23 protein-coding genes are annotated in these 22,871 nt (G+C 38.5%); 3 read left to right on the top strand and 20 right to left on the bottom strand.

Translation table 11 applies throughout. From position 1 onward, the window contains the following. Together ACVWYN_RS06270 and ACVWYN_RS06275 are read left to right on the top strand one after the other, a co-directional pair. Window positions 1–930, top strand: coding sequence for a PorP/SprF family type IX secretion system membrane protein (locus ACVWYN_RS06270; RefSeq protein WP_457287978.1), 930 nt, complete (start codon window positions 1–3; stop codon window positions 928–930). Between the two features lie 2 nt (window positions 931–932). Continuing rightward, window positions 933–3,065 (top strand): OmpA family protein, encoded by a 2,133-nt coding sequence (locus ACVWYN_RS06275; protein WP_457287979.1) that lies wholly within the window; start codon window positions 933–935, stop codon window positions 3,063–3,065. Window positions 3,066–3,072: 7 nt separating this feature from the next. Here ACVWYN_RS06275 and ACVWYN_RS06280 read toward each other — a convergent pair whose 3' ends face one another. The 15 genes from ACVWYN_RS06280 to ACVWYN_RS06350 all read right to left on the bottom strand — a co-directional run bounded on the left by ACVWYN_RS06280 (window position 3,073) and on the right by ACVWYN_RS06350 (window position 15,461). After that, window positions 3,073–4,155, bottom strand: a complete 1,083-nt coding sequence (locus tag ACVWYN_RS06280) for a sugar transferase (protein WP_457287980.1) — start codon at window positions 4,153–4,155, stop codon at window positions 3,073–3,075. After that, window positions 4,136–4,525 carry a response regulator gene (locus tag ACVWYN_RS06285; protein ID WP_457287981.1) on the bottom strand — a complete coding sequence of 130 codons (390 nt, stop codon included), beginning with the start codon at window positions 4,523–4,525 and terminating at the stop codon, window positions 4,136–4,138. The genes ACVWYN_RS06280 and ACVWYN_RS06285 overlap by 20 nt, the downstream gene beginning before the upstream one ends. Window positions 4,526–4,688: 163 nt before the next feature. Then, on the bottom strand, window positions 4,689–5,168 hold the full coding sequence (locus ACVWYN_RS06290; protein ID WP_457287982.1) for a membrane lipoprotein lipid attachment site-containing protein: 480 nt from the start codon (window positions 5,166–5,168) through the stop codon (window positions 4,689–4,691). A 55-nt stretch (window positions 5,169–5,223) separates the two neighbouring features. Continuing rightward, window positions 5,224–5,409 (bottom strand): hypothetical protein, encoded by a 186-nt coding sequence (locus ACVWYN_RS06295; RefSeq protein WP_457287983.1) that lies wholly within the window; start codon window positions 5,407–5,409, stop codon window positions 5,224–5,226. A gap of 107 nt (window positions 5,410–5,516) precedes the next feature. Beyond that, window positions 5,517–6,842, bottom strand: coding sequence for an OmpA family protein (locus ACVWYN_RS06300; protein WP_457288368.1), 1,326 nt, complete (start codon window positions 6,840–6,842; stop codon window positions 5,517–5,519). A gap of 211 nt (window positions 6,843–7,053) precedes the next feature. Beyond that, complete coding sequence (locus ACVWYN_RS06305) at window positions 7,054–8,442, bottom strand: MBL fold metallo-hydrolase (RefSeq protein ID WP_457287984.1); 1,389 nt, start codon at window positions 8,440–8,442, stop codon at window positions 7,054–7,056. 59 nt (window positions 8,443–8,501) lie between these two features. Next, on the bottom strand, window positions 8,502–9,326 hold the full coding sequence (locus ACVWYN_RS06310) for an NAD-dependent epimerase/dehydratase family protein (RefSeq protein ID WP_457287985.1): 825 nt from the start codon (window positions 9,324–9,326) through the stop codon (window positions 8,502–8,504). Between the two features lie 10 nt (window positions 9,327–9,336). After that, window positions 9,337–10,329 (bottom strand): TerC/Alx family metal homeostasis membrane protein, encoded by a 993-nt coding sequence (locus ACVWYN_RS06315; RefSeq protein WP_457287986.1) that lies wholly within the window; start codon window positions 10,327–10,329, stop codon window positions 9,337–9,339. A gap of 48 nt (window positions 10,330–10,377) precedes the next feature. Continuing rightward, entirely contained in the window at window positions 10,378–11,340 is a 963-nt protein-coding gene (locus ACVWYN_RS06320) for a hypothetical protein (protein ID WP_457287987.1), read from the bottom strand. 9 nt (window positions 11,341–11,349) lie between these two features. Then, window positions 11,350–12,447, bottom strand: a complete 1,098-nt coding sequence (locus ACVWYN_RS06325) for a toxic anion resistance protein (protein WP_457287988.1) — start codon at window positions 12,445–12,447, stop codon at window positions 11,350–11,352. 27 nt (window positions 12,448–12,474) lie between these two features. After that, window positions 12,475–13,089: a TerD family protein gene (locus ACVWYN_RS06330; RefSeq protein ID WP_457287989.1), complete on the bottom strand. Its 615-nt coding sequence runs from the start codon at window positions 13,087–13,089 to the stop codon at window positions 12,475–12,477. Between the two features lie 6 nt (window positions 13,090–13,095). Next, window positions 13,096–13,650, bottom strand: a complete 555-nt coding sequence (locus ACVWYN_RS06335) for a TerD family protein (protein ID WP_457287990.1) — start codon at window positions 13,648–13,650, stop codon at window positions 13,096–13,098. Between the two features lies 1 nt (window position 13,651). Then, on the bottom strand, window positions 13,652–14,488 hold the full coding sequence (locus ACVWYN_RS06340) for a phosphoribosyltransferase family protein (protein ID WP_457287991.1): 837 nt from the start codon (window positions 14,486–14,488) through the stop codon (window positions 13,652–13,654). Next, window positions 14,485–15,201, bottom strand: coding sequence for an HAD family hydrolase (locus ACVWYN_RS06345; RefSeq protein WP_457287992.1), 717 nt, complete (start codon window positions 15,199–15,201; stop codon window positions 14,485–14,487). Before ACVWYN_RS06345 ends, ACVWYN_RS06340 begins: the two co-directional genes overlap by 4 nt. A gap of 47 nt (window positions 15,202–15,248) precedes the next feature. Beyond that, window positions 15,249–15,461 carry a heavy-metal-associated domain-containing protein gene (locus ACVWYN_RS06350; protein WP_457287993.1) on the bottom strand — a complete coding sequence of 71 codons (213 nt, stop codon included), beginning with the start codon at window positions 15,459–15,461 and terminating at the stop codon, window positions 15,249–15,251. Between the two features lie 39 nt (window positions 15,462–15,500). Between ACVWYN_RS06350 and ACVWYN_RS06355 the strand changes: the two genes are divergently transcribed. Further along, window positions 15,501–16,709, top strand: coding sequence for a multidrug effflux MFS transporter (locus ACVWYN_RS06355; protein WP_457287994.1), 1,209 nt, complete (start codon window positions 15,501–15,503; stop codon window positions 16,707–16,709). Window positions 16,710–16,759: 50 nt separating this feature from the next. On the opposite strand, the gene ACVWYN_RS06360 is transcribed toward ACVWYN_RS06355, so the two are convergent. Genes ACVWYN_RS06360 through ACVWYN_RS06380 form a run of 5 tightly spaced genes read right to left on the bottom strand, consistent with a single transcriptional unit; the run spans window position 16,760 to window position 22,772 of the window. After that, window positions 16,760–17,272: a hypothetical protein gene (locus tag ACVWYN_RS06360; protein WP_457287995.1), complete on the bottom strand. Its 513-nt coding sequence runs from the start codon at window positions 17,270–17,272 to the stop codon at window positions 16,760–16,762. A 47-nt stretch (window positions 17,273–17,319) separates the two neighbouring features. Beyond that, window positions 17,320–18,252, bottom strand: coding sequence for a DMT family transporter (locus ACVWYN_RS06365; protein ID WP_457287996.1), 933 nt, complete (start codon window positions 18,250–18,252; stop codon window positions 17,320–17,322). Between the two features lie 26 nt (window positions 18,253–18,278). Further along, a complete protein-coding gene (locus tag ACVWYN_RS06370) occupies window positions 18,279–19,214 on the bottom strand; it encodes an ROK family protein (protein WP_457287997.1) in 936 nt (311 codons plus the stop codon). Next, window positions 19,189–21,831, bottom strand: a complete 2,643-nt coding sequence (locus ACVWYN_RS06375) for a glycosyl hydrolase-related protein (protein ID WP_457287998.1) — start codon at window positions 21,829–21,831, stop codon at window positions 19,189–19,191. The genes ACVWYN_RS06370 and ACVWYN_RS06375 overlap by 26 nt, the downstream gene beginning before the upstream one ends. 20 nt (window positions 21,832–21,851) lie before the next feature. Then, window positions 21,852–22,772 (bottom strand): SIS domain-containing protein, encoded by a 921-nt coding sequence (locus ACVWYN_RS06380; RefSeq protein WP_457287999.1) that lies wholly within the window; start codon window positions 22,770–22,772, stop codon window positions 21,852–21,854. Between the last annotated feature and the right edge of the window lie 99 nt (window positions 22,773–22,871).

Consider the following 22,871-nt stretch of genomic DNA (forward strand, 5'->3'; position numbering starts at 1 on the left):
ATGAAACGAATACATAAAATCATACTTACTACCTGCCTTTTAGTTTCTTTCTTCGGAGCAAAAGCGCAGCAGGATGCCATGTACACCCAGTACATGTTCAATACGCTGGCAATTAACCCTGCGTATGCAGGAAGCAGGAACGTAACATCTGCAACTGCCCTATTTAGAAACCAGTGGACAGGTATTGATGGCGCACCTAAAACTGGCACACTTACTTTGGATGCTCCTATTTTAGACAAAAGGATTGGTGTTGGTTTACAGCTTTTTTCTGATAAACTGGGTGTAACTCAGACTACAGGTGCAGTGATTAGTGGTGCCTACAGGATCAGAATGGATCAGGGAACATTAGCGTTCGGACTTCAGGGTAACATTAATCAATTTCGTGCAGATTATAATAGCGTTAATTTGACCACGAATAACTTTGACCCCGCATTTGCCTATAATGTGAATAAGGTACTATTTAATTTTGGAACAGGTGTTTATTATAACTCTGATAAGTTTTTTATTGGCCTGTCTGTACAAGATCTTGTTAAGAACAGGCTTACTGATTATTCTTCCAATAATTCTGATTTCAGAAATACCCAGGCCATGCACGTTTTCTTCTCCAGCGGTTATGTGTTCGCATTAAGTGATGATTATAAGTTCAAACCTTCCTTTCTTATTAAAGGTGTAAAAGGTGCGCCAATTGAAGGAGATCTGAATGCCACACTGTGGATTAAAGATATTATAGGTATTGGTGCCCAATACCGTACCAGCGCTGATGTTGCAGGACTTATAGAAATTCAGGCTTCCCCTCAAATCAGGATTGGTTATAGCTATGATTATAGCACAACAGCATTAAGAAACTTTAATTCTGGTAGTCATGAAATTATGCTGAGGTACGAATTTGGCTTTAGTAGTGGTAAAATTTTATCTCCAAGATACTTCTAACTATGAGGAATTGCATAATCTATAAAGCGCTCACGCTTTCATTATTTTTAATTATAGCCATTGGCCCGGCTTTTTCTCAGACAAAGAAAGAAGCAGATCTAACTAAGGCTTCGGCAGAATTTAACGCCCTTCGTTATGTTTCTGCAATCAAAGAATTAAGCCCAATAGTAAATACGGATACCACGAATGTGAAGGCGCAAGAAATGATAGCTTATAGCTATAAGATGATTAAAAACTATGTGGAGGCTATGTATTGGTATGAAAAATTGACCAAACAAAGCAATCCTAAGCCAGACTGGTTTCTTTTCTACGCAGAAGCTCTTGCTAACAATCAGCAATATGAGAGATCTGAGGCAGCTTATAGAAAGTATTACACGTTAATTCCGACGGATAAACGTGCTGCTGCTTTTGCAAGTTCTAATCTTGGCCTGCTTAGCAAAAACATTGGAAACTGGAAAGTGGGTTTTACAAACTTGAACTCTCAGGGTTCTGATTACTCTCCTATTTATTATAAGGATGGTTTGTTATTTAGCAGCAATAGATCTACAAAAAAAATCGCTAGAAGGATTTTTCAGTGGGACAATACCCCATTCTCTAAATTGTATACCATTCCAACTCTTAAATCTATAAAGGTTGTTGATCCTGATAGCATTATGGCTATTGCTCAAAGTAGCAACAGTAAAAATTATCGCTTTAATGATGATGATACTGCCCCTACTAGTAATGACACTAAAACAATAGGAAATTACAGTACTTCCCTGGAACGTGACACCCTTGGTTTGATTCTTGAGAAAGATCTTAATCTGTCGTTATTAAAAGGGGCGCTTAACTCAAAATATCATGATGGTTCTGCAGCAGTATTCCCAGATGGTTCCATCATCTTTACGCGTAACAATTATTACAAAGGCACTACACGCACCAGCAAAGATGGGGTTAACAAATTAAAGATGTATACGGTATCAGGTAATGATTTAGGTAAAATCACCGAATTTCCATATAACGGAGATGAATTCTCTACCGGTCACCCTACTTTAAGTAAAGATGGAAACATATTGATATTTGCATCTGACCGACCTGGTAGTTATGGTGGTTCTGATTTGTATTACTGCGTAAAGTCTGGCAACGGTCAATGGACCAGACCTATAAATCTTGGTAAGAAGATCAATACTGAAGGCAACGAACTTTTTCCATTTTTAGATAATAATGATGATCTATTCTTTGCTTCTACAGGTCATGTTGGTTTAGGCGGACTTGATGTATTTGAAGTACAGTTAAAAGAAATGAAACCGGTTGGCGACGTTAAAAACATGGGTGCTCCAATTAATACTTCTAAGGATGATTTTGGCTTGATCAGAGCTACGGATGGAAAATCTGGATATTTGAGTTCCAACAGAAGAGGTAATGATGACATTTATAATTTTAAAAAATCGTCTAACGTCATCTTGCTTAAAGGAACGATCATGGATGGTAGAACCAAACTTCCTTTGGCTGGTAGTAGGTTGTTGATGCGCCATCTGGATGGAACTGACACCATACGTACAAATGCAAAAGCAGAGTTTTCCAGGGAATTACCAAGAGAAATGGACTATGAATTGATTGGACAAAAATTAGGGTATGTAAACCAGATTGGCTTCGTATCGTCTATTGGAATAGATAAAGATACTGTGATCAGAAAAGACATCTACCTGTTTAAAACTGAGAACATACAACAATATGTACTGAACAATTGCGATTCACTTAAACGTGTATTTGCAGTCCAAAACATTTACTACGATTTGGATAGGTCTGAGATTAGATCTGATGCCAGACCCGCACTTGATGAGCTGGTTGCATTAATGAATAAATACCCTGAAATAACTGTAATCACTTCAAGCCACTGCGATAGTCGTGCCTCTGAAGCTTACAACAGGAGCTTATCTTTAAGAAGAGCAGAATCATCTAAAGCCTATTTGGTTATGAGGGGTATCTCTTCTTCTCGTGTCAAAGTAGAATATTATGGTAAGACCCGATTAGTTAACAGATGCTACGATGGTGTGCCTTGTCCGGAAGAGTTACAACAATTGAATAGACGTACTGAGTTTGATGTTATTTTGAATGGTGTAAACATCACCAGACAGAATTGCAACGACAAATAGTGTTTTATTAAACCTTCTCCTTTTGTACTGCTGCCGGTAAGGTTTTCATTAAAATCTTAAGATCTAACCAGAAGGAATGGTTTTGGGCATAGAAATTATCTAAACGCTTACGCTCCCGCTCAGACATATCTGCTTTACCTCTTCTACTTACTTGCCATAGACCTGTTAAGCCTGCTGGTCCGAGAAAACGCATGGTCCACTCGTTGGAAGTAAGCATTTCTGCTTCATATAAAGGCAGTGGCCGATTACCAACTAAAGACATATCGCCTTTTAATACATTCAGCAACTGAGGCAATTCATCAATACTATAAGTTCTAATGAATTGTCCGAATTTGGTTACACGAGGGTCATTCTTAAGTTTAACAAATACGCTCTTTTCTGCATCCTCACCTTTATATTGATTGAGCTCGCTGAAGTTATTCAGCTCGGCGCTTGCTCCTATTCGCATGGAACGGAACTTATAAAAATCGAACACACGGTAACCGGTGCCTACACGTTTACTTTTAAAAAACACCGGGCCTCTTGACTCTACAGCGATAATAGCAGCTACAACGAGAAATAGCGGAGACAAAACTAGCAAAGCTGATCCTGAAACTACGATATCAAATGCGCGTTTAAACGTTGGAATTTTGTAACTATAATCAATTTGGGAAAGATCTGCAAGTTGCGGTTTGATCAGCTTAAACTTAACCAGGAAAACAATCCGCTCACAAAGATCCTTTACTGGAATAGGTGAAATGTAAAGATCATTTACTTTGTGTTGCATGGCGAGCTTCCTCACCTCTTGCTTTTTTTCTTTTGATAGTAATACGATAACCAATCCTTTCAATAAAGCATTTGCTTTCAGCATTCGTACAAATTCAAAACACCTGAGTTCCTCATCTACTTCAAGTAGGATAACATCAGGCAAACTAAACAGCGATTGTTCTTTTAAATAACTTTCCAACGAATTGACATTTGATTCTGAATGAACCATGAAAGTCGAATTTAACTGTGGTAGCAGTTCATGTTCAAACGTTGGTGAAGAAATGAGTAATGCTATAGAATGTTGATTGTTCTGCATGTTGTAGTTAGTTTCCAATGGACTCATATTTTTTGAAAACATTTGAAATAGCTTCTTTTAGCTGCACAGGATTGAATGGTTTGGGTATATAGGCATCAAGTGTAAAAGACATTTGAGAAACTCGTTCTTCCAAATTAGTGGCTCCTGATAAAATTATACAGGGCGTATCTCTGTAGAAACCACTGATCTTTAAGTTATGAATAAATGAACTTCCATCAAAGTAGGGCATCTCCAAATCTGACAGTATGAGTGCAGGAGAATTCCCCTCCTCTAACCATGTAAGTGCTTCTACGCCACTGTTTTTTATCACCAGATCATAATCATTAGACAGAACAAAATTCAACAGCTTTAGTATGCTTACTTCATCATCCACAACTAATATTTGCTTCTTAGCCATTTGAAATTTTTATTAGTCTTTTAGGGAACCATTTAATACCTAACGAACATACGAAATATTTCAACAATTCGTTTTGATAATTTAGAAATCATGCACTTTTGGCAAAAAAATAGAGCCATTTATTTTACTAAATGACTCTATACGAGAAATAAGGTAATTGAAATTAGTTTTGGGGTTGAACTCTACCTGATTTTCTGTCTTTATCACGACCAATCAGATAACCTGCTCCTGCTCCTACAAGACCTCCTACAATAGCGCCCCTACCATGTTTTTTATCGATTAACGCGCCACCTATTGCTCCTGCTCCAGCTCCTATTACTGTACCTTTTGCAGCGGAACTCCATCCTTTTTTCTTAGTTGTAATTTGAGTTTCACTATAATGTCTCGGTGCGGGTGCAGCGTCATTACGCTCTGCAAGCAATAATGTGCGTTTTTCTTCTCTTACTCTCGCAACTTCTTTTACTCTTGCAGCAACTTTTTCGTCTTCTACTTTAAGTGCTTCTACTCTTCTAAAACTATCTAATTTTAAACTGTCTTTAACAGCAACAACAGCCTGTTGTTTAACTAACTCCTGCTCTTTTGCATTATTACTACATGCTGATAGCATGATTGCGATCCCTAATACTGAAAATATCTTTTTCATGGTTTTTAGTTTATTGTGTACTATTTATAGTATAGAAAAAATGATGCCAAACTTGCTATTTCCCATCTAATGGTGAATATGCTTTATGATTGCTATTGCCTGAAATCTGGTCATTGTCATTGTTATAGCCTCCAGACTGCTCTTCGGATGATTGATCGGCATCCAAACCTAAATTTAAACATTCGTCTATCTTAATTTCCGGATGCTTAATTAGGTTATCTTTTGTCCTTTGCTTTGCCATGATCGTTTCTTTACTTCATTAACAAACCAATTACTTATTGGTTTGGCTTAAAAAAAAGAAGGCCACCATAAATGGCAGCCTTCTTCAATCGATATTATTTTTTACTACTAGAACAATGAGAACTCAACCCTACGGTTTTGTTGACGTCCTTCTGCAGTTTTGTTAGAAGCTATAGGTTGGTTTGGACCATATCCTGTTGCTTCAATTCTTGATGCATTTGCTCCTTGTGAAACCAGGTATGCTTTAACCGATTCTGCTCTATCTTTAGATAAACGAAGATTTAAAGCCATTGAACCCGTGTTATCAGTGTGACCAGCTAATTTTAAGCTAAAGTTTTTCTCTACCAATAATGCAGCTACTCTGTTTAAAGTTGCGTAAGAAGTAGAACGAATAGTTGCTTTTCCTAAATCAAACTCCAAGTTTCTGATGGCTTCATCAACAACTTTACGGTCTGCTTCTGTAATTACAATCTTTTCTCTTATTACTTGAGCAGGTGCTTTTAATGGGCATCCAGATCCATCAACTACAGTTCCAGCAGTTGTACCAGCACATTTATCAAATTTATTAGCTACTCCATCTGCATCATCATCTCCCAATTCCTGGGCATATTTTGCAGCTGCTGCTTCTCTATCTCTTCTAGCTGCATCTTCTGATGCCGCCAACGCTCTTCTTAGTTCTGCACTTTCTGCTGCACTTGCTTCACGTAATGCTGCAATTGCACTATAGTTTTGCAATTGGGAAGTTCCTTTACGCCCTAAAGCAATTTCTACTCCTGCATGTGCATAAGAGAACCTGTCATTAGCTCCTCCAATTACACCATCAAAGTTTTGTGCTTTCATAAAGTTTACAGTATAACCAAGGTCAATGTTGATGCCTTTAGATACACCTAATTTAAAACCGGCACCAACTGGCACAAACCAGTTCTGCTGATATGGAGTGTTAGCTGCATTTACTGTAGCATTAGTGTTTGCGCTTGACGACATATATCCTGCACCTATCTTAGCGTAAGGTGAAAGGATATTCCTTTTTTGATTAAGACTTAAGTTAGCAACAGTAAAAACTCCTGTTACAGCTGCAGACCATTCAATCTTTGATGTAAATGTAGCAGAACTTCCTGGGGTTGCATTCGGTCTTCCACCTCTAACTTTACCTGCAAGAAAGTCTGCCTGTAAGCCGAATCCCGGAACAATTTGTTTCTTAATGTAACCTCCGTATCCCCATTCTTCATAAGGAGTACTAAAGTCACCATTAGTTCTGTTATTAAATGGTGTGTAATGGGTTAACATACCACCATTAAGTCCGATAGACCAAGTACGGAAATCCTTTTTTGAAAACCTGTCTGCTGAACTTACGCTATCTTGTTGCGCAAATAGTTGCGACGACAATCCAACCAGGGAAAGTAAAAGTGCCGCTTTTGTAAATTTTGATTTCATCATTTTTATAGTTAGATATTATCTATTCAGTATATGATCTGAACAAAATAGTATGAGTAATAATCCTGCCAAACGCGATTATCCAACTATTTAATAAAAATAATATCTAATTATCAACACTTTAGTGTTGTTTTATGAAATGAATTGAGAATTGATGTATCTAAAATTAGCTTATTTTACCTGTCTACTATTTACTACAATTGACCAAATACTAAAGCTCGAATACTTGTCCGCGTTCAGGAATACTAACTTCATATCCCTCTTCTACCAAAGCTTCTTTTAGCAACTTCATGCTGTTGATTTCTCCATGAACTAAGAATACCTGAGTAATCTTTTTTTGATCTTGTTGCTTAACGGTATTAACCAAATCATTATGATCTCCATGACCACTCAACAAATCTGTTTGTTTGATACTTGCATAAACCATAAGTTCACGATTCCTCAGTCTAACTATAGGATCTCCCCTCAAAAGTCTATTACCTAATGTTCCTTTTGCACAATAGCCTATAAATAATATAGTACAGTAGTAGTTTTGAATATTATAATACAAATGATCCTGTATCCTACCCCCTTCCAGCATTCCTGCTGAAGATATAATGATACATGGCTCGTGGTAATTGGAAACCGACAGACTCTCTTTTTTATCTTGAACATAAGTCAACTCATCAAACTCGAACTCATCTCCTTTCTTCTTATAAAACTCCTGAGATTCTTCATTCAGTAAAGATTGATGCTTGCGATAGATGTCGGTAGCAAAACTGGCCAGCGGACTATCCACAAATATTTTGACAGGCGGCAACAAACCTTCGCTAAAGATTTTATTTAAACTGTAAACTAGCGATTGGGTACGCCCAATACTAAAGGCAGGAATAATAAGTCTACCAGGAAATTTTACGCAAACCTCATTTATGGTTTCTACCAATTTATCCTGCAAGGTGACATCTGTAGTATGCACCCTGCCCCCATAAGTTGATTCTGTTACCAGGTAATCTACCTGAGGAATTTGACCTGGATTAACAAGCACGGGATAATTCTGCCTGCCAATATCTCCTGTAAAGGCAATTTTCTTTGTTCCAACTGCTTCTTTTACGGTTAGTACTACAGCTGCAGCGCCAAGTAAATGACCAACTGGAATAAATTCTACCGAAACTTGCTCGTTAATACGAAAGTCTTTATGAAATGCAATTGTCACAAAACGCTCCATGGTTTCCATTACATGCTTTTGCAGGTATAATGGTTGCGGACCGGAAGTTCTGCGGTGTTTCCCCTTGGCGTGTTTATGTTGTTTACTGATAAAAATATTTACTGAATCCAGTAGCAGCAATTCGGCTAAATCCGCTGTTGGTGGCGTAGAAAGAACCTGACCTTCAAAACCCAAACGTACCAAGGTAGGGAGATTGCCAGAATGATCTATATGTGCATGAGTGAGAATAACAAGATCTATTGATGTGGGATCGAAAGGAAAATATTGATTTTCTTCCTGAAAGGTTTCCTTTTCATAATCTAAGCCGCAGTCTATCAGAATTCTATAATCTTCAAGCTCCAGCAGGTGCATACTTCCTGTTACTTGCTGTGCTGCCCCCCAAATCGTTAATTTCATAGCTTGTATTGTCGTATTGTAAAGCAAGTTAATATTTTAATCACTAGCTCAATCTCATTTTACAACTTATCCGCAGTCAAAAAATCAGACCATTTGTTTACCAGATACTTATAATTAAGCTGCCCTGTTACCAGGTTACCGTTAATTTTCTTCCATTTAGTTAGTTCCTCTAAAAAATCCGGTTTTAGCATGCCGCTGATTTCCGACACCAATGTGTAAAATTCTTTTCTTGAAGGATGATCTGGCGAACAGGCATTAAAAGTGAAGCCATATGAACCTGTATTAATGACATGAAGGCTCAGGGCTACGCAATCATCCAAATGTAGAAGGTTAACGGGCGCAAGTCCGTTCGTAATGTCTTTCTTATCGGCAAAAAACTTAGCCAGGTTCCTACCCGGACCAATTAATCCACCAAACCGCAGCAAAGTAACTTTGAACCCATTATAGCTTTGGATAATTTGCTCTGCTGCTACAATCGCTTTGCCAGACTCAGTGTCTGGATTTAAAGGGTCTGATTCATCAACTTCTCTATTCACATCACCATAAACTGAAGTAGAACTGATCATTAGTACGTTTTTAATACCTGCCTCTTCTACAGTCGCTGCTATTCTTTTGATCTTTTGTGGATATTCACTTTGCAAGGCAGCACTTCTTTGTGGTGGCAACGAAATAATCAGGGTATCACATTTAAAGAATTCTGGATCGAACTGCTCCTGCTCTGCTCCAAAATTTACTATATACCCATTAATACCAGCTTCTTCCAGAGTATTTAGTTTATCTCTACTAGTCGTTGAACCTTTAACAACCTGACCTAAATCTACCAGTTTTTTGCCTAGTGCCATTCCGTACCAGCCGCAACCTAGTATACTAATTGTGTCGTTCATCAACAATTATTTATTTATTTTCCGCTGTCTTGGGAACAAAAAGCAATGATGCAATTACCGCCAGAATTAATACCCCACCAACAATAGAAAGAGATAATGGTGAGGAAATTTCATAAATCGGCGCAATCACCATTTTAATACCGATAAAAGATAAAATTACTGCTAAACCATATTTCAAAAGGCTAAACATATGTATAAAATTCGCCAGCAGGAAGTATAATGCCCTGAGTCCAAGTATTGCAAAAATATTAGAGGTATAAAGAATCAATGGATCATCTGGTGCAATCGCAAAAATAGCAGGTATAGAATCCACAGCAAATAATATGTCGGTAAATTCAATAACGGCAACTACTACCAATAATGGGGTGGCTATTTTAATACCATTCTCAATGGTGAAGAAGTTACCTCCATCAAATTCCTTACTAACTTTAAATAATTTATATATCAATCTCGCACCAGCACTTTTACTAAAATCCTTTTCTTCGTCTTCGTCATCACTATCAATTCCAGATTTTATTCCAGCATAGATTAGGAATAAACCGAATATCATCATTACAATATTAATGCGCACCAAATGGCCAAGCACCATCATTTCAGGCAGGTAAGTTAGGTCAATTAAGCCTACACCTGCAAAAATAAATATTGCTCTAAAAATTAATGCGCCAATAATCCCCCAAAACAAAACCTTGTGATGCAACTCTTTAGGGACATTAAAAAAGCCGAAGACCAGAATAAACACAAAAAGATTATCTACTGAAAGCGCCTTCTCAATCCAATATGCCGACTGAAATTGAGTGAATTTCTCAAAACCAGACACATAATAAATCACACCACTAAATGCCATGGATAGCGAGATCCAAACTGCTGACCATATCGCCGCTTCTTTACTACTTACCGCATGTACTTTCTTGTTAAATACACCAAGATCCAGCAGTAGCATCACAAACACCAATACGGCAAATCCAACTATTACTCCAGGGTGGTTGATTAAATTATTATCCATTTATATTTTTGTTCTACTCGTTTGTATCTTAATTTTTGTCTAAAAATGCTAAAAAAGATCGGTTTTAAGCATCGCTTTTAAAATATTGGCCTGAACATCGTAATTGTTAAGGTGATCCATAAAGTTGATATCAGATATTTTATGGTAGTTCTCTTTAAGCAGGGCTACGATCTCCAGCGGTATATTTGTTTTTAATACCGCAGCACTGCTAGACAGCGTATCGTTCTTATAAGAAAGCTCTTGTATGATCCTTCCCTTTTCAGACCGGTTATTTGTAAAGTTAATTCCCTCAAGTTCTTTCAGTTCACAGAAAAGGAAAAGGTTCCTGCTGGGAAAGAAAAGAAAGTATTTTTCTTGATCAAGAAACTGATAAACCTCAATAATTAGCTGCCCAGATTTCAAACCGCAATAAAATGCAGTGCGAAAATCATATTTACACAACTGACCCATCAGCTTCTTTTGTATACTTGCATGGGTATTGACGTACATGTCTTTAGGTGCGAAATCAATCAGCTGACCCAACTGAGCAGAACTGATGTCATAATAGAAGTCTCCCGCGTAGCGGGAACTAAAGGAGTTGATGTGGTTAGAAAAAGGAAATTCTTCTGTTTGATCTGAAAGCACCTGGAACAACTTCCTGAGCGACAAGTTAATCTTGAGCGACTGCTGCTGCTTATCCAGGTTAAAATTCTTCTCATTAAATATCGAGCTGCCCACTTTTTCAATCAACTCTTTGTTGAGGCTAACCTCGTCGTAAATCAGGCTAACATTCTTTTCATTATTTTTCTTGATCTTCTTTAAAAGCTCGATCAAGCTGGCTGTAAATTGAATATGGAAAATCTCCAGTTTATCAATGTCCAGATCTTCATTGTTCTCGAACATCTGGTGGATCACCTGGCTGCGTAAAAATATCTTATAAAGCGCTTCTTCTTCAAAGAACACAGAGAGCAGCTGTAATCGGCTGATCTCTGTGCGTGATGCCTTTAATATATTTGCACGGCGTTCATCCATCTGTTAAAATTAATTAACGCGGGTAACGTTCTTTTTCAGTTCTGTTTCAAGGGTTTTAAGTTCGCCATCCAGTACCCTTCTGCTTTGCGCGCCAGCTTCATGGATCTGTTTAACCTCATTCAAGGTTTCAATTAGCGATTGTGTAGTCATCTTCAAAGTCTCAATTGAAACTACTGTTTTCTCATTTTCCCTGGCTACATCGATGCTATTTTGTTTCAGCATATCTGCATTCTTCTGCAAAATGGTATTCGTAGTATCCGATATCTTTTTCTGCATTTCTACATTGGCCTTTTGCCTTTGTAGTGCCACAGCAAGTGTTAACTGGTTCTTCCACACAGGAATTGTGGTGGATACTATGGATTGTGCCTTTTCTGCAATCGAAGTATTGTTATTTTGAACCACACGAATCTGTGCAAGTGATTGGATCATAATAAATCTAACAATCTTCATATCAGCCAATCGTTTGTCCAGCCTGCTTAGAAAATCCCGCAAGTCGGCAATCTCATAATCCTGGTAATCTGCGGGTCTGCCTTCCATTTCGGCAAGCTTTAAGCCAAGTTCATTATACTTAAGCTGACCTGAAATAATCAATTCTTCCATATCATGAATATAGCCCACATTACTATCAAACATCGTTTGTAATGAGCTGTTGTCTTTTATGGAATTTAAGCGGCCTGCTTTAACTTTGTTTGTGATCTTATCAACGTTATTGATTACCACATCATATTTTTGAAAAAGCTTCTTAACATCAACAAACAAATTCTTTAAAAAAGGGATCTTAGAAAGAAAACCTTTAATGCCAGTTTGTTCTAGCTCACCAACATCAATATAATTTAACTCCGTTAACAATTCATTAATCAAACCACCTACTTCACCACTATTGTAAGTACGCACTGATGAAAGAAAATCATTACTATATTTCTCCATAGAGTTCTGTGCATCAGATCCATAGTTCAATATAGAATTAACATCAGAAGGTTCTAGTGATTTCCCGATCTCTTTGTATTTAGTTTCCTCTTCCGGAGTAATTACCGTAAGATTTACATTTCCGTCCTTATCCAGTTTAACCGGAGTAATGGATTGGGTTTCATTTTGGTTGGTTTCCATAGTTTTATTTTGATCAGGAATTAGATCTTACAGATAAGTTTGTGTTACAGTTTTAACAGTTTCTTCCAATTTTTTGTCCTTGGTTGGCTCGCCAATTGCGTTAAATTTCCACTCGTCATTCTTTTTATAAAACACACCCAGTACCATCGAAACATGACCAGCAAAACCTGATCCATTGGCAATGTCGTATGTTGCGAACACTTCATTTACACGTTTTGGAGTTCCCTCATAAATCCTGATGGATGCAAAGGGAATAGTACCAAAATCCTGACCTCTAAAGCTATTCAATACAAATGCAACATAGTTTACACTACTGCTTAACCTCGAAAAATCTAGGGTGATCACCTCATTATCAAGACCATCATCACCACCCATATCACCCGTCAAGTCATCACCGCTATGTTTTATAGCTCCATCTTTAGAACCAAGGTTCCCAAAATAGACTACTTCTGTTAAATTTTTTGCTTCGCCATACAATGCACAGCTGGCATCAAGATCTACCGCTTCTTTTGTTTTACCAAAGCCAAATAAACCCTTCTTTTCTATAGCACCCCAGTTGATGCCTACACAAATGTTCTGAAGTTTACTTCCGTTTGTTTTCTCCAGACTGATGCGCTGTCCTTTTTGAAGATTAATTGCCATAATGTCTTATTGATATTTGTTTAAATAATCCTGAAGGCCACCCTTCATACCTACCCCAACTGCCTCAAACTTCCATTTCCCTTCGCGCTTATAAATTCTGCCAAATTCTACAGCAGTTTCAATAGAAAAATCTTCTTCCAGTTCATATTTCAATAGCACTTCGTTGGTAACCGAATCAAAAATACGCACATAAGAATTTCTAACCTGTCCAAAATTCTGTCTCCTGCTTTCTGCCTCATGGATGGTTACCACAACGCAGATTTCAGAAACGCGACCATCAGTTTTCGTCAAATCAACTTTGATCTGTTCATCATCTCCATCCCCGTCTCCGGTAAGGTTATCTCCAGTATGCTCCACAGCACCATCCGGGGATTTTAGGTTATTATAGAATACCAGATGCTCGTCAGACACCAGTTTTTTATTTTGATCCAACATGAAAACGGATGCGTCTAAATCGAATGCACTTCCAGTAGTTGAACTATTGGTATCCCAACCCAAACCTATGGTAAATTTAGGTGCATCTATGTTTTCGCGTTGCCCCTTTTGTAAGTTAATGGCCATGTTATATTAATTTATAGTTTTTATTAATAATATAGTTTTTTAAAAAATCAAAGTTCTCGTTATAGCTCTCTATCAAATGATAACTATTACCCAGGGAGAGGTTATATAAATCCTGTGCAAATTCATCATTCTGGCGACCCAGAAAGATTTTAAAGCTATTGAAATCGCAATTTAATATATATTTAACAATCCTGGTATTAAAACAGAAATTACCACTTTCAATCACCGCATCCAGATCAAACACACTTTTAATGCAGTGGTAATTTAAAAAATTCTCTATCTTCGGATGTATCTCGCTGTTCACAAGTTCTGCAAAATAAAGCATAAAAATATTGTTTTTCAGGCCATACTCTTTAGCCATTTTAAGGATCATTTTTTCGTGACTTCCGGTAATCTTAATATCATCCAGAAAGAAGAGTACTTTATCCTTCAGGAAATCCTTATCAATATGAAAAGAATCATTTCCAATCAACTTTAACCGGTCTTCTGCATTCAATTCACCATAGTCTTCTTTGTAAGTAATGGTCCGGTGGATTTTTGCTTCTTGTACCACCAGTCGGTTATTTTCTGCAAGCCAGTGGTTTAACTGATACACAAAATAGTTCTTCATGGCAAATGTGGCAGTTGGAATAAAGCAATAAGGACTGGATATCACCACAATTTGCTCATTAAGATTACTATCTTCCATGAAATCCTTGATGAATCCATTTGCCAGGTCTTTTCCAAATGATTTCGCTACTAAATCATCGCCAAATTTAAATCTGCTGTAATCGTCGGCATCGAAGCCAAAATTATTAGGGTTATCTATTTTATGGAGGGAATAGGTATAAGGTATCATAAAATAAGTTGACTTATGGTGAGATGATTCGAATTGATGATCAATGTTTTGATGCCTAATTTTTCTGCGCCTTTATGATCGGCTTCCACATTATCGCCCACATGTATAATCTCATGAAGTTTAATTTCGCGGTGCTTTTGGCGATCAATTGAATCCAGCATCAGCTGGAAAAACTGAGGATTTGGTTTAGACATCCTTACTTCGTCAGAATAAAGTTGAAAGTCCAGTAGATCAGCAATCCCCAGCTGATCTAATATTTTACGAAGGGTTCTTCCTTTAATAAAGCCAGTATTGCTGAGCAAGCTTGTGGTACTAACGCCATTTTCCCGAATTTGCTTTAGCACATTTAAACTATTGGAACAGTAAACATCAGGTAAATGATCCAGAACGAGATCTTCCATATCCTGGTAAAGTTGATCTACGTCAACATCAGAAAATACGGTAGCAAAACCGTTAATGATACTGATTACCATGAGGTACATTTCTTCTGCATCAATATTCTTTCCGGTCTTTTCATTAATGCTGTTCACCATCAAATCAACTTTCCTGAATACTGCGGTAACCTCTTCTAGAGATTTATCCGTATAATTAAATTTGCTATGAAAATACCTGGCCCGCTCCTTTTTAAAGGTAGGATTAGACTTGATTAAGGTTAGCCAAAGGTCAAAAGAATAGTGTTTATAAACCGGCATTATTTGAGCGTGCTTTTTCAATTATTGAAATCTCATCTATAGAGAAACCATATTCTTTACGTGCAAGATTATATTTTTTCTGCGTGATATCCTACCTGGTCTAACAGCATAATCACTTCTTTTGGATTTAAAGGTTCTTCAGTTTCAATGCTAAGCATCCGGTCAGGATCTTGAAGATCCACTTTCCAGGTATCAATAGTGCCTAAAGCATCTAAATATGGAGTTACTGTTGCGATACATGCATCGCATTTAATGTTTGTTTTAAATTTGAAAGTATGCATAGTGTAAAGCTAACGATTTCAAATCCTATCTTTGTGCTAATGACAAATAAAAAGTATCTCTCACTGATCCTTGTACTAGGCTCTTTGACCGCTCTTGCCCCTTTTTCAATTGACATGTACCTGCCTGGCTTCCCTGCAATTGCGAAGGACCTTGACACCAGTGTTGCTAAAGTAGCGCTATCGCTTTCCAGTTTTTTTATTGGCATATCTGCCGGACAGCTGTTGTATGGCCCACTCCTGGATCGTTTTGGTAGAAAAAAACCATTGTACGCAGGTTTGGTAATTTACATTATTGCTTCTGCAGGCTGCATGTTTGCCAGTACAATAGATGCATTAATTACATTGAGATTTATACAAGCTATAGGTAGTTGTGCGGCAACTGTAGCGGCAGTGGCGATGGTTAGAGATCTTTTCCCAGTAAAAGACAGCGCAAAAGTATTTGCACTCCTGATGCTTGTGCTGGGAGTCTCACCTATGATCGCGCCAACACTAGGCGGTTACATCACTGCAACCTTCGGCTGGCACACCATCTTTCTTATTCTGCTGGGGATAGGGGTATTTAACCTGATTGGAAGTTGGCTATGGCTTCCAGAGGTTTATAAACCAGATACATCGATGTCTTTAAAACCTAAACCCATTTTAAAGAACTTCATTGCAGTAATCCGTGAGCCTCAGTTTTACACTTATGCCTTTACAGGAGCTTTTGCATTTGCAGGTCTCTTTGCTTACATATCAGGATCACCACTGCTTTTTATGGATATTTTTAAGGTTAATGAAGAAACTTATGGGTGGATATTTGCCCTGCTTTCCATAGGCTTTATCGGATCCAGTCAGGTAAACACCTTACTACTAAGGAAATTCAAAAGCGAACAAATTATTATTTACGCCATGATTGCACAGGTAATCACTATTGTTTTTTTCCTTATCGGTGGTATTAATGGTTGGTTTGGTTTAGCTACCACGATATTCCTGTTGTTTGAGTTTTTATGTTGCCTTGGATTTGTTAGTCCGAATGCTTCGGCCCTGACACTCGCCCCATTTTCTAAAAATGCCGGCAGTGCTTCTGCACTAATGGGTGCCATACAAATGGGTCTTGGCGCACTGGCATCTGTAGGTATCGGATTATTTGATGTAAAATCAATCGTGCCCATGCTGGTCATTATGACTACCTGCTCTATTATTGCCTGCGCGATATTATTGATTGGCGGAAGAAAAATAAAGCAACTTAATGTATTGAATAACGGCTAATCTAAATGTAGAATAATACTCGCTCAGATACTTTATCACAATGAGGGGTATTATTCTTTTATCATAAGTTCATAATCTCCCATAGCGGTATCAACATCAGTCATATCGCGCGATTCCGTTACATAAAAGGATGCTGGTTTGCCAATACCGGCACCAATCGACTCGCCGTGCGGTACATTTTTAAGCATAGTAAAAAAACTGACTTGCGGGTCATTGTATTTTACCTTTAATGCTACAAAATCTGCTGCTGATACTTGGTTCTTCTTTACTTTTTCATTAAGCTCGTCCTTTAAGCATAATGCAATTACCAGATATAACGGCTTAGTTAGCGGCCCACCGCCTATCATATAAAAATCCTCGTTATCCGGATGTGTGCCAAATTCTTGAAAACCAATGCGGTTTACAGTTACGCTCATTATTTTATGCGGACCATAACCGTCGAGAGGGGTGTACAATACTTTACACTTTGTTTCACCCTCCGGCACTTCAAGGTCATGGCTACCAGGCGATAAACGGATGATGAGTTTTTTATCTTCGAGGCGCTGCATTAACTCCGCTGTCATCTCAAAAGGCTCTAGCCACAAGACCTTCTTCGGGTTATTTTCTAACATTATTCTGATTTTATTAATGACTTTGATTGACTTTCGGCTTCCTTCTTCTCGTAAGATAACGTTAAAGCCGCGGCAATGGCCAGTACAATACCAATAGATTCGATTAAATTTAATGACTCGGATAAAAATATAATCGCTAAAACAATAGTAAATACCGGCTGCAATGAGCCGGCAATTGTGGTAACTTTAGATGCCTTGCCCTTTGCACTATAGGCAGCAAAGCTTGCCAGTACACCCAATCCATTTAACATGCCGGCAATAGTACCTAAGGCCAGTGTTTTACCTGAAAAATTCAACTGTACGTTGCCACTAATAAAGAATAAGATGGTAAGAACTGTAGAAGAAACGATAAAACTAATGTATGACCATTCTGCAGAAACATAATTGGTAGTCACTTTTTGTGCCGCGCTAAACAGGCCCCAGAACACGAGCGCTAACATAGAGTATATTAACCAGGTATTAAATCCAATAGTCTTAAAAAAAGCACCAGGGTCTTTGAAAAGAAGCATCTCGCCGGATAACATAACTACGGCCGGTATTGCCAAAAGAATACCGATGACATTAACTATATTTATTTTCTCTTTCATAAATAATATAGCTACAAAAATGGTCACCAATGGATAAAGGTTGGTAACCGGTATAACAATTGCTGCCAAACCGCCACTGCTAAAGGCCTTATATACTGCAATATTTCCGGCAATAGCCAGTAAGCCGGCTATCAACCCCCAAATTATACCTTTTACATCGGGCTTAACTCCCCAAACTTTTTTAAGAACGAACGGAAGCGTAAACAACATACCTATGGTAAAAAGAAAATGGTTGGTAAAAGGGTTAACGTTGTCTGATATCAGTTTGGCAACCACTCCCCATATTCCCCAGAATAATGCCGCAGTTATTGAGTAATAAATCCATGCGTTTTGTTTAAATTTCATGTTCGGTGATATTTGTAGGTGTTAATTCAATTAAATAAAGCCGCGCTGCCCAAAATACCCGCCTCTTCCTCTAATAAGGAGATTGTTAGCCTGGTAGCATATTTCTTGTAAGGGCCCAGCAAGCCGGGGTTATAAAGCTTGTCCAAATCGTTTTTTAACCCTTTAGCAAGGCCGCCGCCTAGTATGACAACATCAGGAGCATAAATATTAACATAGTTATCAATACCCGTTTTTAGATACCCTATTAAATTATTTACAAGCCGCCCTGCATCATTATTTATTGTACGCTCTTTAAAAATATTTTCTGCAGTGAGCGGTATTTTGCTATACCTGGTTTCCCACAATATGTTTTTAGCGGCAGCGCAAAGCCCTGTTCCTGAAACCAACGCCTCTAAGCAACCATGTCGGCCACAATAACAATCGGTTTGAGCATCAGTTATGCTGATGTGACCAGCCATGTGCGCATAGGGCTGCGGCTCGTTTAATTTACCGTCGGCAACAAAGCCAATTCCAAGCCCAGTACCCAATGTCATGACTAAAACACGATCATCATTTTTACCTGCGCCATATAACGCTTCGCCTAAAGCCACCACTCGTGCATCGTTATCCAATTTACATGGTATTTTAAACTTGTCCTCAATAATTTTTTTCATTGGATAGTCTTCCATAAAGTCGATAAATCCATACGTTGAATCAATCACCCCGTTAGCAAAAATAAATCCAGGTATACCCAAACCAATTCCTGTAATCGTCTTCTTGCTTTTAAAGGCGGTGGTTGTAAATTGGTCTACAGCTTCTTTAAGCTGGTTATAAAAACGATGCTCATCCTTAGTTTCGGTAGGATAAATGAGTGTCTGAATAACCTTACCGCTTAACAGGTCAACCAAACCCACCTTAGTGCGCGTACCGCCAATATCAATTCCTATAGTAAGGTTTTTATTCATAGATTTTTTTCTGCTCATTTACCCGAAAGGTTTTGATCTGCTGCGGTTTTAAATCTGTTCGTAACAACCCAGCTGATGGCCGGAGCTGTTGTATATTCGTTTCAATGTGGGTTGTTTGCCACGCATTCCTAATACCTCCTGCAGTGCTAATGGCGACCTTTGTATCAAATGAATTAAGATTCCATAACCTTACAATAGTTCCCTTGCCAATCCCTTCTTCGGCCGGCTTCACAGCCCATAACAAAACACCGGGATCACTTACTTGTAATAGTGAATAAGAAACCCCGGTTTCAACAGCATCTCCACCGCTCACCTGACCCGTGCTTAATGGATTTTGGGTATCTAGAGAAAATTTCATCGCATCAACGGCAGAAAATGATTTTTGATGAGTAGTAAGGGCGAAATGATAACGAAAGTGGTTTTGGCCGAACTGATTTTTGATCCCCAAAATGCCATTATCTTCTTTTTTTGTATCAATTCTTCCGCCGGCCAGGGCATTGAGTTGGGCAGATTTTGTCCAAAGCGAATCTACAGTACTTTGGCCCAGCTTAAAAAAGCTACAGTCCATATTAGCAAGTGTTACACCATAATGATTGTTGCTCAAGTCGGCAAAATGATTAAACGTTTGCCAATCGTAACGGGCATTTTGATCGGCATAATTACCGCCATCTTTCTCCTTTTTCACTGTAAGGATGGCGCCCACCTCTTCGTGGCGTGTAACCTGGTCTTTCAGATCAAAGGAAAAGGCCCATGATTTATTATCAGCGAAATTGGTATCAATGCTATTTTCAATATCAATCCGCCTACTATTAGCAAACAACGTTAATCTTACGGTATGTAAAACCGGCACAGTCGAGATAGCCTTCAAAGTAACAGAAACCGGTCCTGCGTTTTCTATCTGTAAGGTTTGCCCGTCATTTAAATCTGTTACACCAAGGTCGTTAAGGTATTTCCCATTTGTTAATTTAACCAACTGCTTATTGGATGCTTTCTTATCATAAATTTCTGTAATAACACCACTCCGTTTTAGACGAATCTTATAATAGGAATTACTGATATACTCGCCATTAACAACGGCAGCCGGAAGTTCGGGTAAAGGCTGGCGCTGATGCAATTCATAGATTTTGTAACCAACAGAGGGCACACCTGTTGCCAATATGCGGATGTATTTTTGATTATTTTTGACGATGAACTGGCTTTTAACCTCGGTATGAGTTGCCAGATCAATTACGTTTACCGACCCTGAACCGCTGAAAGCAAAATCTGCAAAATCACTTCTTGTCCAACCCAGCGGATTAAAAACAAAAAATCTTTGCAACTTACCTGCCTTCAGCTGTTTGCCTAGTGCGCTGATGGATTTGGCATACAAAGAATCTACATATCCGGTTATATTGTTTTTTAATTCAACCTGCCAAGCTGCTCTTGCTTTAGTGGGCACGGGGCCATCGGCTGTCCAGTTATGCTCCCAATACAGGCCGAGTGCGTCCCAGGCCAAATCTCTGGCAGCAAGCAATTCATGACCAAATGCTGCATCTTTTTTTGTAACGATGGCTGCCAAGGCTTCTGCTGACCGCAATTTTTCAACTGCTCGTCTTACCTCCGCTGTGGTTTCATTCATGGATGCGCAAAGCAAATCCCATTCATTGCCAAAACTGACTGATTGTTTAGGGATTACGGTATAAGAACGCTCAATATCCTGAAAAAAATCTTCTTCATTAGATACACGGACTACGGTTGCGAAATTAGTTTTGTTTTGTGCCGCCCTTATAAACGGGCCCGAAACGAAGGTCTGCAGGTCATCGTGTCCAAAACCAAAAGCCCCGGCGACATTATATGGATATTTAGACCCGGAAGAAACTGTATCACAAAATGCAAACAAGTTGTTTATCACGCCGCCAATCTGCTTGGCAGTGTCTGAAGCTGGCCCCTTGATTTGCACACGGCATTCTGCATAACCGCCAAAAGAGCCTTTTTGTGCATACCATTTTGTCAATACAGATTGACCATCCATACCCTGGGCCCGATATAACTGATATTTCCTATTTGTCATACTTTCTTGCGATAGCTGACTACCGTAGCCCCCTACGCTTTTCCAGCTATATTTAGCCCCAGACCCCGCCCATAAAGAAGCAAGGCCAAGCGGCAGGGTATTGTTTTCCATCGCCGATGCCATAGTAAATTTCAAATCATACCGACGCTCTAGCTGCCCTGCATAATACATACCTCTTATTACCGCTTCTGCAGACTGGGCACCATATGTATTAACCACGCAATTGAGCTGGCTGCTGATATGCCCGGAGCGAAGGGCTGCCATTAACTGATTAAATTGGCTTGGCGAGCGATACTTAGCGTATGTTTTTAGCCAATAACTACCGTCGCAATTGAATCGATCCTGATAATTATCCGGATCTTTTTCGGTTGCTTTGATCCGCGCAAGATGAAAGTCAAGCATTTTAACAAAGGCGGAGTCATATTGCTCAACGTTACCTTCCCACATATAATCGGTATGATCATCATTAGCGATATACAGGCGTTTAACTGTCTGGGCATTTGCAAACAGGATATGCAAAGGCGTTGTTATTAATAAGATCAGTAAAAATTTTCTAATGTTGATGTTAAATTTATTGGTATGCATATATTATGATAATAAACCTATTAAAGTACTTCTGTAACCTTGCCGCCAACTGTAAAAGTATCCTCGATCTTGAGATGTTGTGCAAGATAATATGCCAAAAAGTTGAAGGGTATAATGTTATGTATAACAGAATAATATTCTTCGGCTTCGGGTTCTTCAACTACAAAAACATTTGCACCCGAAGCTGATATTTTATCTAACAGCTTTATACTCCGCTCATATGAACTCCCTTTTGAAATGATCTGGATAACAATAGAGTTCTTAGCTGTTTCTTTAGGCCCATGATCATATTGCGCCATTGCAAGCCCGTGAAAATTAATCTTTGTACTTTCACTCAAAATTAACGCAGCCTGCAACGCCGTAGCGATATTAGGGCCACTCCCTGTGATATATATGCCGTGGATTGCCTGTTTATTAAGAATACTAAAAATTTCATCAGCCATTTTTTTTCCGTAAGATTCATAAGCATGAAATTTTCTGACCAACAGATCCACCGCCGACCCGGCAGGAAGCCCAAAACCCTTAAACAGCACCAACAAGGTATTTAAATAAGTTTTGGATGAGGAAAACTGTTCATCTCCGGCTTGTATAGAAATCACCTGTGCGACGTTATCGTTTGTAGCTAAAGGACTTTCTAGGTAATTGACAATGGCGGTATACTTTTGAAACCGCCCGCTGCACCATAGTGCTTCTGAGCTTCTACCAGACTGTGACAAAATTACTCCGTCTGTGAGCAAACCTACGCTTAAAGGATAATTATAAAACTCAGACGCCAGTTCTGGGTAAATATGGAGCCCCATAAACTTAAATGCAAGCGGAGCGAAATAAGAGGAACCCATCCCTAAATACGGGACGTTAAGTGGCAATTTATATTCGGGGCTTTCATTCCAAAAACCCAATGCTTTTTCAGGCATTTCACTTATCTCAAAATATTGTTGCATATAAATAATTTAGTGTGTTCTTTATGCTTTTCTATTAAAAAACATCTGTTTATGTTTATTGATTATTTACTTCACAAAATCGCTTTTCTCAATTTTGCT

The sequence above is a fragment of the Pedobacter sp. UYP24 genome, from assembly GCF_054057295.1.

What these genes read in the sequence shown, in the direction of transcription:
- ACVWYN_RS06305 (WP_457287984.1), bottom strand. Translation starts at nt 8,442, where the DNA reads ATGAAATTAACGATTTGGGGGGCAGCACAGCAAGTAACAGGAAGTATG.
- ACVWYN_RS06380 (WP_457287999.1), bottom strand. Translation starts at nt 22,772, where the DNA reads ATGCAACAATATTTTGAGATAAGTGAAATGCCTGAAAAAGCATTGGGT.
- ACVWYN_RS06340 (WP_457287991.1), bottom strand. Translation starts at nt 14,488, where the DNA reads ATGATACCTTATACCTATTCCCTCCATAAAATAGATAACCCTAATAAT.
- ACVWYN_RS06325 (WP_457287988.1), bottom strand. Translation starts at nt 12,447, where the DNA reads ATGGAAACCAACCAAAATGAAACCCAATCCATTACTCCGGTTAAACTG.
- ACVWYN_RS06270 (WP_457287978.1), top strand. Translation starts at nt 1, where the DNA reads ATGAAACGAATACATAAAATCATACTTACTACCTGCCTTTTAGTTTCT.
- ACVWYN_RS06355 (WP_457287994.1), top strand. Translation starts at nt 15,501, where the DNA reads ATGACAAATAAAAAGTATCTCTCACTGATCCTTGTACTAGGCTCTTTG.
- ACVWYN_RS06295 (WP_457287983.1), bottom strand. Translation starts at nt 5,409, where the DNA reads ATGGCAAAGCAAAGGACAAAAGATAACCTAATTAAGCATCCGGAAATT.
- ACVWYN_RS06275 (WP_457287979.1), top strand. Translation starts at nt 933, where the DNA reads ATGAGGAATTGCATAATCTATAAAGCGCTCACGCTTTCATTATTTTTA.
- ACVWYN_RS06360 (WP_457287995.1), bottom strand. Translation starts at nt 17,272, where the DNA reads ATGACAGCGGAGTTAATGCAGCGCCTCGAAGATAAAAAACTCATCATC.
- ACVWYN_RS06290 (WP_457287982.1), bottom strand. Translation starts at nt 5,168, where the DNA reads ATGAAAAAGATATTTTCAGTATTAGGGATCGCAATCATGCTATCAGCA.
- ACVWYN_RS06335 (WP_457287990.1), bottom strand. Translation starts at nt 13,650, where the DNA reads ATGGCCATTAACTTACAAAAGGGGCAACGCGAAAACATAGATGCACCT.
- ACVWYN_RS06310 (WP_457287985.1), bottom strand. Translation starts at nt 9,326, where the DNA reads ATGAACGACACAATTAGTATACTAGGTTGCGGCTGGTACGGAATGGCA.
- ACVWYN_RS06370 (WP_457287997.1), bottom strand. Translation starts at nt 19,214, where the DNA reads ATGAGCAGAAAAAAATCTATGAATAAAAACCTTACTATAGGAATTGAT.
- ACVWYN_RS06350 (WP_457287993.1), bottom strand. Translation starts at nt 15,461, where the DNA reads ATGCATACTTTCAAATTTAAAACAAACATTAAATGCGATGCATGTATC.
- ACVWYN_RS06300 (WP_457288368.1), bottom strand. Translation starts at nt 6,842, where the DNA reads ATGAAATCAAAATTTACAAAAGCGGCACTTTTACTTTCCCTGGTTGGA.
- ACVWYN_RS06365 (WP_457287996.1), bottom strand. Translation starts at nt 18,252, where the DNA reads ATGAAATTTAAACAAAACGCATGGATTTATTACTCAATAACTGCGGCA.
- ACVWYN_RS06315 (WP_457287986.1), bottom strand. Translation starts at nt 10,329, where the DNA reads ATGGATAATAATTTAATCAACCACCCTGGAGTAATAGTTGGATTTGCC.
- ACVWYN_RS06375 (WP_457287998.1), bottom strand. Translation starts at nt 21,831, where the DNA reads ATGCATACCAATAAATTTAACATCAACATTAGAAAATTTTTACTGATC.
- ACVWYN_RS06320 (WP_457287987.1), bottom strand. Translation starts at nt 11,340, where the DNA reads ATGGATGAACGCCGTGCAAATATATTAAAGGCATCACGCACAGAGATC.
- ACVWYN_RS06285 (WP_457287981.1), bottom strand. Translation starts at nt 4,525, where the DNA reads ATGGCTAAGAAGCAAATATTAGTTGTGGATGATGAAGTAAGCATACTA.
- ACVWYN_RS06330 (WP_457287989.1), bottom strand. Translation starts at nt 13,089, where the DNA reads ATGGCAATTAATCTTCAAAAAGGACAGCGCATCAGTCTGGAGAAAACA.
- ACVWYN_RS06280 (WP_457287980.1), bottom strand. Translation starts at nt 4,155, where the DNA reads ATGAGTCCATTGGAAACTAACTACAACATGCAGAACAATCAACATTCT.